Genomic DNA, 14,611 nt, shown 5'->3' with positions numbered 1-14,611 from the left:
TACAGCTTCATTGGCCCAAATTCATTCCCTTCTGCAAATAGTACATTTAGTATATTCAAATCTTGCGTTAACTGTCAATCAACATTTACAGAGAGATTGCAGATGATGGCGCACGACTCTGCTCATTTTTTCAGGACTGCTCTCATACGGTCTGATAACACCATGAATGGCTAATCCGTCAATTAAAGCAAATAGACGCTCAATTTCTATTTCTGGATCCAGGTTTTCTTTTGCCATTCCTAAATTAATTAGCCCTGTAATGATCATTGTAACTCCTCTTTTTAATTCATCATATAATTCAGCGCTAAGCGGAGCCAGCTCCCGGTCAGTAAAAGCTTTTGCGATAAACGCAAACCACACCTCCGTTTCCATTCTTCTTTCATCGTTCAGCGGAAGGGCTTCTTCCAGCAGCATCGCCATATCTTCCATATGGTCACCTGTGAATACAGCTCCTTCTGCTCTTTTCCGGATTTTATCCGATATAAATTTCATCGTAAACACGATCAATTCTGATTGAGTGGAAAAATAATGCCGCATCGACCCTGGTGAAAAACCGGCTTCTTCTGCCACATTCCGGACTGAAACCTGCTCCATTCCATCTCTTGCAACAATTCTCCATACTGCTTCGGCTATTTTTTCTTTTTGTTTTTCATGATCTACAAATTTAGGCATAGTTCAAGTCTATCACATATTGCTTTTTTAATACAATTGTGTTAATTTGTTTTTAACACAGTTGTACTAAAAAGGAGAATGGTTCATGATTGGCTGGCTGATTGTAGGCTGTGAAATTGGATTTTGGGTTTTTGTACTTGCGGGATTGGGTGCACGGTACGTGCTTCGAATGAAAAAAACAGGCGCAGTATTGCTCCTATGTACACCTATCATCGATCTGATTTTAATTGCTGCGGCTGTTATTGATTTAAGCTCTGGCAAAGAAGCTGAATTTGTACACGCAATTGCAGCCATTTATATTGGCTCTACAATTGCTTTCGGACATAAAATGATTCAATGGGCGGACGTCCGCTTCGCTCACCGTTATGCCGGCGGTCCGACACCGGTGAAACCTGCGAAGCTTGGCAAAGAGCATGCTAAAAATGAACGCAAAGGGTGGTACCGTCACCTGTTAGCATGGACGATTGGCTGCTGTCTGCTGATTGGAATGATTGAAATGATTGGGGATGGTTCCAGAACGGCTGAACTTTTAAACGCCATTCGCTACTGGTCTCTAATTTTAGCAGCAGATTTTGTTTACAGCTTCAGTTATACGCTGCGGCCAAGAAAAGGAAAGGAATCAGAGTATTCCAGCTAGCACAATATATGAATTTGCAAAAAACCAGCAGAGCTCACTCTGCTGGTTTTTTCGGTCTTTGCTCAAATAAGATTTTCACTACATCCTGAACCGGCTTATAGCCAATTTCCCTGTAGATCTTGTTGGATGTTGAATTCGTTAAATCCGTAAAAAGACTGGTTGTCTCATATCCGCTATTGAGCATTTGTTCGGTAAGGACCGTCACACAGTCTGTTGCATACCCCTTCTTCCGATGGACGGGAGGTGTGTATACATAGTTAATGTTTACATTTGTTTTCGTCGGGCGGGACCAATTAGCCATCGATACAATGCTGCCTTCCGTAACCCAGCCGTATAAACTTTTCTTTCGGATCAATTCGTCTGCTTTTTCATCGGCTTCAAACATGGAAGCATGCTCCCCTACTTCTTCACAAAAGTCAAAAACCCACTGGCTGATTAACGGGCGGTGTTCGGCGGTCAGAAGCATCATCCTACCGGTGCTTGCCGCGGCCGGTTTTTCAACACGGTCAAGCTTATGTAAACGCTGATTCATGAAAAGCCGGGCTGATTTTCCGGTTAGGCCGGCAATTCTTTTAGCCAGAATTTCGGTTATCCGTTTTTCTCCAAGGAGCCCTGGAACAGATCGGTATACCTGGGCAATTCTCTTCCCGGCAAGCAAAATGTCTTCTTCCTCTAAATTCGATTTTGCCGCGACGAGCACTTGTTTTGGATGAGTTTGAAGAAGGACCACAATTGGTTCCCCGTCTTTGCGGATCATGCTCATATGAATTGGCTGCAGGCTGGAGGATTGTTTGTCCAGCAGGATGCCCAGAGCAACGTTGTTTTCAATCTCCTGTGTTTCCAGGAAGGGTAATGCTGCTTTTTTGAAAAAATCAATATCATAGTATGCTTGAATATCAATCATCATGGTCACCTCGATTCCTTATTGATTCTATACGAATATTGGATTTCCTTCAAAAATAAAGGAAATCTGCTTAAAAAGACGAATAACTTCCTTATTGTGAAAGGAGGATTCTATATGATTCGTTTAGAACCGTTTACTATGGGGGATGCCGCTGAACTGATTGAATGGATTCCATCTGCAGAATTCCTGATGCAGTGGGGCGGGCCGGAATTTTTATTTCCCCTCACGTTTGAACAGATTGAAGGATATGTGCATGGAACTGATCAGAGGGTGTTTAAAGCCGTAGAGGAAAAGTCAGGTGCTGCAGCTGGTCATATCTGTCTATCAAAGATCGATTTGAAAAATGAATCCTGCCGCATCAGCCGCGTCCTGATTAATCCGGACTTGAGAGGAAAAGGCTATGGTTTTGCTCTTGTTCAGCAAGCGCTGAATTTTGCTTTTCTTGAGTTGAATGTTCACCGGGTTACTCTTGGCGTATTTGATTTTAACAATGAAGCAATTGCTTGCTATAAAAAAGCAGGTTTTTCAATTGAAGGCCATTTCAAAGACTCCCGCAAAATGAAAGATACATTCTGGAGTATATATGAAATGGCGATATTAAGGCACGAGTGGGAAGAAGTTCGTTCCATCAGCGGTGAAAGCAGATTAATTAAATAACGGCGGCTTTTAAAATCAACTCGCTATTCATGCATTGGCGTTATATAGATAAAATTCAACAAATGAAAAAGCCGGCCTGCATTTTCACCTGCAGACCGGCTTTCCTTACTTCGCGCTTTCCGGCAATTCCTTCTTTCCATATTTCGTTTGGAAGGCCGAAATTTCTTCAAATTCTGTTTCGTACAAGCGGGCTAAACGAATGTAGATCGGGATGATTTCCTGGTACACTTCCGATGTTTCCTTATTTGGAAGCAGTCGGATGTTGGAGCTGACGAACCGTTTTGCATCCGTTAAACTGTCAATTTCCCCAAGACCATACATGCCGAGAATGACTGCGCCAAGGCAAGAGCTTTCATAACTCTCTGGAATGAGAACCTCCTGATCCAGCACATCAGCGAGCATTTGGCGCCAAAATTCAGATTGAGCGAAGCCTCCTGTTGCGTGAATTTTTTCCGGTATACCAATCAGTTCTTTCAGTGCAAGCAGGACCGTATAAAGGTTGTAATTGATTCCTTCAAGAACAGCCCTGATCATGTGTTCTTTTTTATGGTGAAGCCCAAGGCCGAAAAAAGCTCCTCTTGCATGAGCATTCCAAATCGGCGCCCGTTCCCCTGCCAAATACGGATGGAAAATCAGTCCTTCTGCTCCCGGCCTGATTTTTGCTGCGATATCTGTCAAATACGTATACGGGTCCTGCCCCAGTCTTTCTGCAGTTTCTGCTTCAGATTGGCAAAGTTCATCTTTCATCCATTGGAAAATCATTCCTCCATTGTTCACAGGACCGCCAATGACCCAGCGCTCTTCTGTCAGCGCATAGCAAAAGATCCGCCCCTTTGGATCCGTAACCGGACGGTCTGTCACAGCCCGGATTGCCCCGCTTGTACCGATTGTGAGAGCAACGACACCAGGATCGATGGCATTAACACCTAAGTTGGACAGTACGCCGTCACTTGCGCCTGCAATGAATGGAATAGCTGCAGGCAGCCCCATTTCAGCAGCTGTTTCAGAACGAAGTCCCCGTATCTGAAAGGTGGTTGGAACGAGTTTTGAGAGCTGATCCTCTGTGATTCCGGCGATTTCCATCGCCCCGCTATCCCAGTCCTTCTTTTCAAGGTTAAACAGGCCTGTAGCAGAAGCGATTGAATGATCGATTATGTATTCACCGAAAAGGCGGAAAAAAACGTATTCTTTGATGGAAATGAATTTAGCTGTTTTACTGAAAATTTCTGGATGGTCTTCCCGCAGCCAAATAATTTTGGATAGCGGGGACATCGGATGAATGGGGGTACCCGTACGGAGATAAATTTCATGTCCGCCCCATTCTTTCTTTAGCTTTTTGGTCCATGCCTCGCTGCGCTGATCTGCCCATGTAATACTCCGTGTCAGCGGTTTTCCGCTTGCATCCACGGCAATCAGACTGTGCATGGCCGAGCTGAAGCTGACAAAGCCGATTTCCTCTCTTGAAACTCCCGCTTCCTTGATGGTTTCCCGGATTGCACTCACGACGGCTGAGAAAATCTCTTCCGGACTCTGCTCTGCTTCACCCGGAGCTTCCGTGTAAAGCGGGTATCCTGAATTATGCTTTGAGATTACAGCACAGTTCCGGTCAAAAAGAACAGCCTTTGTACTTGTCGTTCCAATATCTACACCCATCATATATTCTTTCATCTGCACAACCTCCAGAAACTCTTTAAGCATCTATCTTTACGTTACACTAATTTCCGCTCATTCGAAACCTTATTCTTCTTCAGAAAAGGCTCTGTCCGCCATAATCTTAACCGTGATATCGTCTGAAGGAGGATTATGAAGCCCTGCCCTGACATCCCGATAAAATCGTTCGAGCGGTTTGTTCCTGAAAAGACTTTGGCCTCCTTCTATTCTCATGGCAAGGTCCACGACTTCGATGGCGATATTAGTCGCAGTATATTTGGCTGCGGCTAGCTCGGTTTGGAGCTCTGAACGCTCATCGGGTTTGGTATCCCACTTTTCAGCTGTCGCGTACATCAGCTGCCTCGCGGTCAGCAGTTTAATATCCATTTCCGCCACTTTTCTTCTGACCTCCGGCACATCCATAATCGGATGGGGGAGGCTGTTCGGATGATAATTCCGGGCAAAACGGACAGCCTCATTGCGGGCTGCAATAGCGATGCCCAAGTAGCATGCAGGAATATGCAGCAGCCACCCTTGGGCCATCGGTTTAGCAGGCTTGCTTCGATTTGCAATTAATGCAGAAGCATCCAGCAAAACTCCATCAAGAATCAAATCATCGCTTCGCGTGCCCCTCATTCCCATTGTGTCCCATGTTTCTTCAATACGAACGCCTGCCGCTTCCCTCGGGACTAGAAATTCACCGATATCTCCTGTTTCTTCAATTGTAGCTGTCACAATGAAATAGTCCAAAATAGGGGCAAGCGAGGCGAAAATTTTTCTGCCGCTGATCAGCCACTTCTCCCCTTTTTTTACGGCAGCAGTTTCAGGCTTGCCGCCGCGTGCTGGACTGCCGGTCTTAGACTCACTTGCCGCACTGTTCACAAGCTTACCGGACTCAATGACTTCACGGGTTATTTTTTTAAATAGTTCAGGATCCCATTTACCTGTTTCTCTGAGGCTGAGGAAGAGTCCAAGATGCCAGCCTGCTGACAAAGCCGTTGCTGCATCTCCTTCAGCAAGCTTTTCCTGCAAAAGCAGGAACGTATACAGCGATATTCCCTGACCTCCATGTGACTTTGGTATAGTCAATGACAAAAAGCCCTCTTCTTTCAAATCAGCAAAGTTGTCAAATGGGAAGGTAGCTTCGCGGTCATGCTTTTCAGCACGTTCAAAGAATTTTTCCGACAGGTTTTTTGCTTTTATGAAAAGCTGCTTCTCAGCTTCATTCCGGATAAATTGCGTTTCAAGAAATCTCACCTTCGTCACCTCTGCTACTAGTCTTTTTCTATTGTAACTCTTGAGAGCTCTATTCTTAAAGTAATCCGATTGGTTTAACGCTCTATGACTATTTCGTTTGAAGATTCGCATAAGTCTGCTAAAATAATGGAGAATAAGAATATAAGGGGGCATTTCTATGTCTAACTTTCAGCAGAACTTAGAGAAGTATGCAGATTTAGCCGTTAAAGTCGGCGTCAATATTCAAAAAGGGCAAACACTTGCCGTATATGCAGCCATCGACACAGCCGAGTTTACTCGCTTAGTTGTAAAAAAAGCATACGAAGCCGGAGCAAAAAATGTCATCGTTGACTGGATGGATGATACGGTTGCAAGACTCAAATATGATATGGCTCCAGACGAAGTATTTAATGAATATCCTATGCACAGGGCAAAGGAACGCGAAGAGCTCGCTGAAAACAATGCTGCATTTATGAGCATCGTATCAGCAAATCCAGATCTTCTTAAAGGGGTAGATACCAAAAGAATAGCCGCTGCAAATAAAGCAGCCGGCAAAGCGCTTGATCGCTATCGCCAATACGTTCAATCTGATAAAATGAGCTGGACTGTCATCGCAGCACCTTCTAAAGACTGGGCATTAAAGGTGTTTCCTGATTCTGAAGAAAATGAAGCGGTTGAAAAGCTCTGGGATGCTATCTTCAAATCAGTAAGAGTATATGAGGAGAACCCGGTTCAGGCCTGGAAAGAGCATAATGCTTCCTTACATAAGAAAGTTGATTATCTGAATGGCAAAAAGTATAAGGCCCTACACTATACAGCAAAAGGGACTGATTTAACGATTGAACTGCACGAAAAACACCAATGGGTCGGAGCAGGAAGTGAAAATGAGCAAGGCACTCCTTTTATGGCAAATATGCCAACTGAAGAAGTTTTCACAGTACCCCTTAAAACCGGAGTAAATGGCGTAGTTTCAAGCACCAAGCCTTTAAGCTATGGCGGAAATCTGATTAATGAATTTCAGATTACCTTTAAAAACGGTAAGATCACGAAAGCTGAAGCAAAAGCCGGCGAAGAAATCCTGCAAACTCTGATTGAAACGGATGAAGGGTCCCAGTACCTTGGAGAAGTGGCTCTTGTGCCTTACGATTCACCTATCTCCAAGTCCGGCGTTTTATTTTACAATACATTGTTTGACGAAAATGCATCGAACCATTTGGCAATCGGCAGCGGCTATGCCTTTAATATTGAAGGCGGAAAGAAAATGGACCGCGAAGAGCTTGCTAAGCATGGAGTCAACAGCAGCATGACGCATGTTGATTTCATGATTGGCTCACAGGATATGGATATTGATGGAATATTAGAAGATGGTACTCGGGAGCCCGTATTCAGAAACGGCGATTGGGCGTTTTAATTCTTTAGCGATCATATAAAAGGGGCTGCCCATAGAATATCGTAGAGTCCCACTTGCTATATAATCTAGATTTGCTTAGGCTGATTTCCGCTACAGGACTCCCTCATCCGGGGGCGGGCGGTGAGCCTCCTGCGCAAGAGCCTGCGGGGTCTCACCTGTCCCGCTGCTCCCGCTGGAGTGTCGTCCTTCCGCTTCAATCAGCCTGACTCAGACTTCAAACTTAAACAGGGAGACGCTTAGAATGCGTCTCCCTGTTTAAGTTAATGCGCCTTTTCAGACAGGCCTTTTTAATATCCCGCTACTTCCTTTGAAACACGGTCCAGCTCATCCATATGGTTTTGGGTTAACGCAAATTTCATCGCACCAATATTTTCTTCTGCATGTCTTACTTTTGATGCACCTGGAATGGCCGCAACCGTTTCCCCATGAAAGCGGATAAGCCAGTTCAAAGCGATTTGACTTGGTTTTACCTCATATTCCATTGCATATTTTTCGAGCAGGTCAATCAGCGGCTTCGTACGCATTAATCCGTTTTTCTTAAATCCCGATAAATGTTTTCTTGGTCCCTTAAGCTGTTTCAGGAGCTCCGGATTTTTATGAAACTTTCCGCTTAAAATGCCCTGTTCCAGCGGAGAGTAGGCAATAATTGTAATCCCCAGATTTTTTGCCGCATCCATAACACCGTTCCGCTCTATCCTGCGGTCGAGCAGGCTGTATTTAACCTGATTGGAGACAATGAAATGGCCTTGGTCATGCATCACACCTGCTGCTTTAGACATTTGTGCAGCATTGAAATTGCTGACACCAGCTGTTTTGATTTTCCCATCATCAAGAAGCTTGGCCATTTTAATCATTTGTTCGGTAATGCCGGAAAAGGAAAATGGCTGATGGATCTGGTAAAGATCGATTGCTCTGCCCTTCAAATGCTTCAAGCGCTGGTCGATTGTACCGGTTAGTGAAGAAGCTGTCCGAAATAACGGCCACCATTTAGTCGCAATTAAGGCTCCTTCGGCTTGATCCCCAAGCTCAATCAAAGCTTCTGCCAATGCTTCTTCCGATTTTCCTTTTCCATATGCCTCAGCCGTGTCAAACCAGTTAATGCCTCCTGCCAGGCTCACCCGTATAATTTCGTTAATATCCTTTTGGTCCATAACAGACCAATATTTCCCTACCAGACCGCTTCCTTTGCTGAACTGCCAGCATCCGAGACCAAGCGGAGAAATGGATAGATTCGAATTGCCAAGTTTTCGATAAGGGATTGCACTCATATGTATCAGCTCTTTTCTCATTTTTATGCAGGTGCGGATGAGAGCCTTCTTGCATTACAGACTCTCATCCTTTTCTGCCGTCTTTGTATTTTTTTTTCAAAACCTTTGCCGCCTGGATTTTCACTGGAAGAAATGGAGACTTTCGAACCTCAAACTCAGCATTCGCTAATTTCTCTTTCAGCTGTTTCACGGTTTGAAACGGTTCATTAAAGTGATTATAAACCGCGCCAATCTGGCTGTAGTGATGGGTATCGCTTCCAGCTGTCAAAGTTTTTCCGTGGACGGCAGCCATTTTTTCAAGCTTTGGCCTTAAACCTATTCCCTGTTTTGCTGCATCCTTTGCATTCCATTCAAACGCATCCAATTTAGCAAGCTGACTTTCGGAGAGAGCGGTAAGCGGATTTTTTTCTCTAAAGGGATGCGCGCCAATTTTAAGCATGTTTTCCATTCCGTGAAATGACATGAGCTGGTCAAATGGCATATAGTTATCCTTGTTTTTATACCGTTCAAGCCGTTTGGTCATTCTGATGATGTCTGATCTCGATCCAATTAAAAGAATATGCCCGCCTTCCGCAATGTCTACTTCCATTCCCGGGAATACTTTAATTCCAGCCACATCATAATAGGTACTCTGATACGGATAGTGGCGGTCCAGTGTTTGATAGATTTGCACATAATCCATTGCATTAAAATGCTCAGTCAATGCAATGGCATCAAGTCCGTTCCATTTTGCTTCTTCCACCATTTTTGTAAATTCCTTTAATGAGAAAGGCACTTTCTTTCCTAATTTTGCATGCACATGGAAGTCAATTTTCACAAAGATTCCTCTCTTATCCATTCATTCTACTACTACTACTATAATCGAAAACGATACTTTTCGGACCGGCTGTTTTAACGGTGCAGCCGCCTTTTTTCATTGACGGTGCACCTGGCCTTTCAGTAAGATGAGAGAAACAATCAGAAATGGAGAAAATCATGGAACAAACGGAAATATATATATTAGGCGGATTTTTAGGAGCCGGAAAAACAACTCTCCTCAAAAATCTATTGCAAGAGGAAAAGGCAGCCGGCAGGAAAGTGGCTGTTGTTATGAATGAGCTTGGAAAAGAATCAATCGACAGCAGTGCGGTTTCAGAAGATATCCCTCTAAAAGAGCTGTTGAATGGATGTGTTTGCTGTACAATGCAGGGGCAATTTGAAGCTCAATTGCATGCTCTGCTGGCAGAAAATGAACTTGATGTAATCTACATAGAAACAACAGGTGCGGCTCATCCCGTAGAAGTATTGGATTCCTGTCTATCCCCTCTCTTTGCAGACAAGCTTCTAGTAAGGGGGATTATCTCTCTTGCGGATGGCTCAAGATGGCAGGACCAGGATCGTCTGAGCATCCCCGTAAGAAGACTGCTCCATGAACAGATCAAGCATGCCGACCTTGTCCTTTTAAATAAGACCGACTTGCTGACCGAAACGGAGCAGGGTGAGGTTGTCCGGGAGATACAGGAGATACAGGCCAAGGGGAAAGTCCTGATGACTGCCCATGCCCGCGTCAAATTAGAGGATATCCGAAAGCTCACTGCCTCCCCTAAAGGGGCTGTGCTAAAGTCCGGCATCAATGAACAGCTTCATATGAAAACATACGTGCATAAGTTTACAGGGACTGTAGATCTTGGAGGGTTTGAGCAGTTTTTAAGAGACATGCCGGACACGATTTACCGGATAAAAGGCTACGTTTCCTTTGCTGATACCGATGGCTGTTTTTCTGTGCAGTATTCGTACGGAATGCCCATGTATATGAAGGAACCTGTTAAAATGAAGCCATTGCTCGTGTTTATTGGCGAGGATTTGGATCACAGCTGGATTCGCAGCAAAATGGAAGAGATCACAAAATAGGAAAAGCCGGCTTGCCCAAGGGCAGCCGGCTTTCTTTGCTCTTTTATCTCCTGTTTCCAGGTTTTAGATTTTGTGTAATCCGGTCTAGGATAATGGCAAGAATGACGATGGCAAGGCCTGATTCAAATCCAAGCCCTACTTCAATACGCTGAACGGCTCTGTATACTTCCACCCCAAGCCCTGGCGCTCCGACGAGTGAAGCGATAACAACCATGGACAGAGCAAGCATGATGCTTTGATTAATACCTGCCATGATCGTTCCCATCGCAAGCGGCAGCTGAACTTTAAACAGCTTTTGGGACGTGGTCGATCCAAAAGCGTTTGCCGCCTCTACAAGATCTTCCGGAACCTGTCTGATACCAAGGTTCGTCAAACGAATGGTCGGAGGCATAGCGAAAATAACAGAAGCGATAATTCCCGGAACAACCCCAATTCCGAAGAAAAGGATGGAAGGAATCAAGTATACAAAGGCAGGCATGGTTTGCATAAAATCCAGCACCGGAGATATAATTCCGGAAGCCCTGTCACTTTGTGAAGACCAAATCCCAAGCGGTATTCCAAGAATAATCGATATTATAACGGCCGTCAAAACAAGCGCAAGCGTATCAATCGTTTGCTCCCAGTAGCCAAGATTGATGATGAGCAGCAATCCGATAAGGGTGAAAATAGTTAAACCCCATTTTCTGCTTACCCAGTAGGCAAGACCGGCTACAATGACTGCAAAAATGACCGCTGGTATAAGCAGCATCAAGTTTACGAGCACATCATTAAAGGTTTCGATGATATTGCCGATCCAGGTAAAAAATCCTAACAGTTTATCATTTAAGAATTCCACGAACATATCGACATACTTACCAATTGGGAGTTTAGGAATGTTCAATGGTGTTCACCTCTCTCCCGGCCAAAGCCTGAATCACCCGTTCACGTTTCACAACGCCCCGGATTCGGTTGTCTTCATCAAGAACCGGCAGCGGATACCGTGTATCTGCTATCTTTTCGTACATCTCTTCAATCGTTGTATCCAGTCTTACGACAGGGACATTTGTATGAAGATAGGATGAAATCGGCTGATCAAGCCTTACAGCCTGAGAAATATCGTCTGCGGTTACGAGACCCATATAGGATTTTCTTTTATCCACGGCATAAATACTGGACATACCGGCATCACGCATAATTTTAAGGGCTACACGAGGTCCTCTGTCCACCTGAATAGTTTCTGCACGGGACATAACAGATTCGGCTGTCAGCACCTTCGCCAAATTTACGTCCTCAACAAACCTCTCAACGTACTCGTTAGCAGGATTCGTCATGATATCCTCAGGTGTCCCGATTTGGACGATTTCTCCGTCCTTCATCAAGGCAATACGGTCTCCAATTCTTAATGCTTCATCAAGATCATGGGTGATGAAAATAATCGTTTTCTTCATCTTTTCCTGAAGTTCGATTAGCTCATCCTGCATATCTTTTCTGATTAAAGGATCCAGTGCGCTGAACGCCTCATCCATGAGAAGAATGTCCGGATCATTTGCAAGAGCCCTGGCAAGTCCTACACGCTGCTGCATTCCTCCGCTAAGTTCCCCGGGATAGCTGTTCTCATACCCTTTTAAGCCTACTAATTCAAGGGAATGCTGAGCTTTTGACTCCCGCTCCTGCTTGGAAACACCTTGTACTTCCAAACCGTACGCGGCGTTTTCCAATACATTGCGATGTGGGAACAAAGCAAACTTTTGAAACACCATGCTCATCTTTTTTCTTCTGACTTCCCGCAGTTCTTCATTCTTCATTTTCACTAAGTCTTTTCCATCAATCATGAGTGATCCTGAGGTTGGATCAATGAGCCTGTTAAACATACGGACAAGCGTCGATTTCCCGCTTCCGGAAAGCCCCATAATCACAAATATTTCACCGCTATGTACTTCAAAGCTCGCTTCCTTCACACCGACAGTCAGACCAGCTTCTTTTAGAATTTCTGATTTTGTCTTTCCTTTTTTCAGGAGTTCAATTCCTTTTTGAGGATTCTTACCGAAGATTTTGCTAACGTTCTCGGCTTTGATTTTCACATTTTCCATACGTCCACCTCTTTCTACTGCTATTGTTTGTGTGAATGACTGTTAAGATTCATGCTTTCAGGAAAAAATAGAAATGAGTTCATGAATGAGGGTATCTTTCATTTACCCTTTTCATCACTATGTAAACATATTCACATATTATTTTTGTAAAAAAACGTTTTATTCAATACTGTTTAGGGAATACAAGTATAGCCTACATAAGAGTGAAGGGAGACATACATATTGAAAAGATGGAAAGCAGCCGCTATTATTACCCTATTATTTACCCTCGTCCTTGCCTCTTGCAGCAACCCGCTCGGGGACAGCAAAAAGAAAATTAAAATCGGGATGATCAACTGGATTGATAATATCTCAACTGCCTATCTTTGGAAGGTTCTTTTAGAAGAAAAAGGGTACGACGTTGAAATGATGGAGCTTGATAAAGCTGCCAACTGGACAGGAGTAGCTCGGGGGGATATTGATATCCAGGGGAACGTATGGCTTCCCATTACTGATAAACCTTTTTACGAAAAGTATAAAGGCGACGTTGACCTTCATGATAAATGGTATAAAGGTACGAAGCTCGGCCTTGCCGTCCCGTCGTATATGAAGGATATTAATACAATTGATGATTTGAACAAAAATAAGGATCAATTTTCCGGAAAAGTATATGGAATTGATCCCGGATCAAGTTTAATGCAGCTTACAGATAAGATGAAAAAAGACTACGATCTTGATTATACAATCGTTGAATCGTCTGAAGCTGCTATGCTTGTAGAGCTTAAAAAGGCTTACGAAAACAAAAAGCCGATTGCTGTAACCCTTTGGAGTCCGCACTGGATCTTTTCAGATCTGGATCTTAAGTATTTAGAGGATACAAAAGGATCTTACGGAAAACCGGATAACATTCAGTACATGACTAGAAAAGGCTTTGCAAAAGAACACCCGGATATCATCAAATGGATGGATAATTGGGAGCTAAACGACGATCAAATGTCCGAGCTGATTAAATATGTGAACGATGCTGCTGAATCCGAGGAAGGATATTATCCTGAACAGGGTGCGAAAAAGTGGGTCGAGAAAAACCGCGAGCTTACTGACAGCTGGTTTGAAGAAAAATAACCCTCCTGGCGGAGGGTTATTTTTTATGAGAGTCAAACCCCGATACAACGATCTTGCCGATTGTTTTTCCCGACTCGAGCTTCTCATGTGCTTTTCTCAAACTAGCAGCATTAAAGGGCTCGATGGTTTCCGTTAAGGTTGAGGTTAATTTTTGCTGGTCAAAAAGCTTCGCCAATTCGGACAAGATTTCATGCTGGGTCTGCATATCCTTTGTTCCGAAAAGGGATTTAGTAAACATAAACTCCATGACGAATGTGACGCTTTTCTGCTGAAGCAAACTAATATTAATTGGAGTGCCCGTTTCAACAATTGAACAGATCTTCCCTTGCGGCGCGATCGCTTCCATCATCGCTTCCCAGTGTTTATCCGTACTGTTTAAGCAAAAGATATAGTCAGGCTGATCCAATCCTTTTTCTTCAAGCTGTTCTTTGAACGGCTCATAATGGCTGATTGTCTCATCTGCGCCATGCTCCTTCGCCCATTTTTCAGTTTCAGGTCTTGATGCCGTTCCAATGACATGCAGACCGGCCCATTTAGCGAGCTGGACAGCAATCGAGCCTACTCCGCCAGCAGCGCCAATGATAAGAATGGATTTAGATGCATTCTCATTGGCATCTTTACTGATTCCAAGTCTTTCAAACATGCCTTCCCAAGCTGTCAGGCCGGTTAAAGGCATAGCTGCTGCCTGTTCAAAGGTTAAACGATCCGGTTTGAGGGCTGCAATTCTCTCATCAACCAGGTGATATTCACTGTTCGTTCCCTGCCTCGCGATTGAACCGGCATAGTATACTTCGTCACCCGGTTTGAACATCGTCACTCCAGATCCGGTTTCTTCAACAACACCCGCTGCGTCCCAGCCTAATATTTTCAGTTCCTCTTCTTCGCCTTCTTTTGGTCCGCGTACTTTGGTGTCAACTGGATTAACAGAAACAGCCCGGATTTTCACCAGTATGTCTCTTTCCCCTGGCGTAGGTTTATTCACTGTTTCATCTACTAAGCTCTCATCTTTCTCAATTGGCAAATAGTGATGCAGCCCTACAGCCTTCATCTTTTCGCTCATTTTCATCATCCTTTCTCCTTCGTATGTTCCCCTTCTATAAGAGAAAAAAACTTTCA

The 14,611-nt window shown here is 44.1% G+C and carries 14 protein-coding genes; 5 read left to right on the top strand and 9 right to left on the bottom strand.

Features of this window, described 5'->3' with window-relative positions:
• Positions 1-78: 78 nt before the first annotated feature.
• Positions 79-672, bottom strand: coding sequence for a TetR/AcrR family transcriptional regulator (locus J9317_RS08000; protein ID WP_211557697.1), 594 nt, complete (start codon positions 670-672; stop codon positions 79-81).
• A gap of 85 nt (positions 673-757) precedes the next feature.
• Between J9317_RS08000 and J9317_RS07995 the strand changes: the two genes are divergently transcribed.
• On the top strand, positions 758-1,309 hold the full coding sequence (locus J9317_RS07995) for a hypothetical protein (protein WP_211557696.1): 552 nt from the start codon (positions 758-760) through the stop codon (positions 1,307-1,309).
• A 34-nt stretch (positions 1,310-1,343) separates the two neighbouring features.
• Here J9317_RS07995 and J9317_RS07990 read toward each other — a convergent pair whose 3' ends face one another.
• The gene (locus tag J9317_RS07990; RefSeq protein ID WP_211557692.1) at positions 1,344-2,213 is read right to left on the bottom strand and encodes a GNAT family N-acetyltransferase; all 870 of its coding nucleotides are present in this window, start codon (positions 2,211-2,213) and stop codon (positions 1,344-1,346) included.
• Positions 2,214-2,327: 114 nt separating this feature from the next.
• Here J9317_RS07990 and J9317_RS07985 point away from each other — a divergent pair, with 114 nt between their 5' ends.
• Positions 2,328-2,870 (top strand): GNAT family N-acetyltransferase, encoded by a 543-nt coding sequence (locus tag J9317_RS07985; protein WP_211557691.1) that lies wholly within the window; start codon positions 2,328-2,330, stop codon positions 2,868-2,870.
• 105 nt (positions 2,871-2,975) lie between these two features.
• Here the strand turns inward: J9317_RS07985 and gntK are convergent, their stop codons facing one another.
• Entirely contained in the window at positions 2,976-4,538 is a 1,563-nt protein-coding gene (gene gntK, locus J9317_RS07980) for a gluconokinase (RefSeq protein WP_211557690.1), read from the bottom strand.
• Positions 4,539-4,607: 69 nt separating this feature from the next.
• Positions 4,608-5,777, bottom strand: a complete 1,170-nt coding sequence (locus J9317_RS07975; protein WP_347880511.1) for an acyl-CoA dehydrogenase family protein — start codon at positions 5,775-5,777, stop codon at positions 4,608-4,610.
• Between the two features lie 157 nt (positions 5,778-5,934).
• Here J9317_RS07975 and J9317_RS07970 point away from each other — a divergent pair, with 157 nt between their 5' ends.
• Positions 5,935-7,167: an aminopeptidase gene (locus tag J9317_RS07970; RefSeq protein ID WP_211557685.1), complete on the top strand. Its 1,233-nt coding sequence runs from the start codon at positions 5,935-5,937 to the stop codon at positions 7,165-7,167.
• Between the two features lie 287 nt (positions 7,168-7,454).
• Here the strand turns inward: J9317_RS07970 and J9317_RS07965 are convergent, their stop codons facing one another.
• Both J9317_RS07965 and J9317_RS07960 read right to left on the bottom strand, forming a co-directional pair.
• Positions 7,455-8,435 (bottom strand): aldo/keto reductase, encoded by a 981-nt coding sequence (locus tag J9317_RS07965; RefSeq protein WP_211557683.1) that lies wholly within the window; start codon positions 8,433-8,435, stop codon positions 7,455-7,457.
• A gap of 64 nt (positions 8,436-8,499) precedes the next feature.
• Positions 8,500-9,252, bottom strand: coding sequence for a PHP domain-containing protein (locus J9317_RS07960; RefSeq protein ID WP_211557681.1), 753 nt, complete (start codon positions 9,250-9,252; stop codon positions 8,500-8,502).
• Between the two features lie 158 nt (positions 9,253-9,410).
• On the opposite strand from J9317_RS07960, the gene J9317_RS07955 reads away from it, so the two are divergent.
• A complete protein-coding gene (locus tag J9317_RS07955) occupies positions 9,411-10,325 on the top strand; it encodes a CobW family GTP-binding protein (protein ID WP_211557680.1) in 915 nt (304 codons plus the stop codon).
• Between the two features lie 43 nt (positions 10,326-10,368).
• Here the strand turns inward: J9317_RS07955 and J9317_RS07950 are convergent, their stop codons facing one another.
• Positions 10,369-11,166, bottom strand: coding sequence for an ABC transporter permease (locus J9317_RS07950; protein WP_211562213.1), 798 nt, complete (start codon positions 11,164-11,166; stop codon positions 10,369-10,371).
• Between the two features lie 25 nt (positions 11,167-11,191).
• Positions 11,192-12,394, bottom strand: a complete 1,203-nt coding sequence (locus tag J9317_RS07945) for a quaternary amine ABC transporter ATP-binding protein (RefSeq protein WP_211557679.1) — start codon at positions 12,392-12,394, stop codon at positions 11,192-11,194.
• Between the two features lie 222 nt (positions 12,395-12,616).
• Between J9317_RS07945 and J9317_RS07940 the strand changes: the two genes are divergently transcribed.
• The gene (locus J9317_RS07940) at positions 12,617-13,495 is read left to right on the top strand and encodes a glycine betaine ABC transporter substrate-binding protein (protein ID WP_249292063.1); all 879 of its coding nucleotides are present in this window, start codon (positions 12,617-12,619) and stop codon (positions 13,493-13,495) included.
• A 16-nt stretch (positions 13,496-13,511) separates the two neighbouring features.
• Here the strand turns inward: J9317_RS07940 and J9317_RS07935 are convergent, their stop codons facing one another.
• Positions 13,512-14,543 (bottom strand): zinc-binding alcohol dehydrogenase family protein, encoded by a 1,032-nt coding sequence (locus J9317_RS07935; RefSeq protein ID WP_211562209.1) that lies wholly within the window; start codon positions 14,541-14,543, stop codon positions 13,512-13,514.
• Positions 14,544-14,611: the final 68 nt, after the last annotated feature.

The organism is Metabacillus flavus (assembly GCF_018283675.1).
Classification (GTDB): Bacteria; Bacillota; Bacilli; order Bacillales; family Bacillaceae; genus Metabacillus_B; species Metabacillus_B flavus.
The sequence above is the reverse complement of the archived record's forward strand: the minus strand, read 5'-3'. Positions and strand labels throughout refer to the sequence as shown.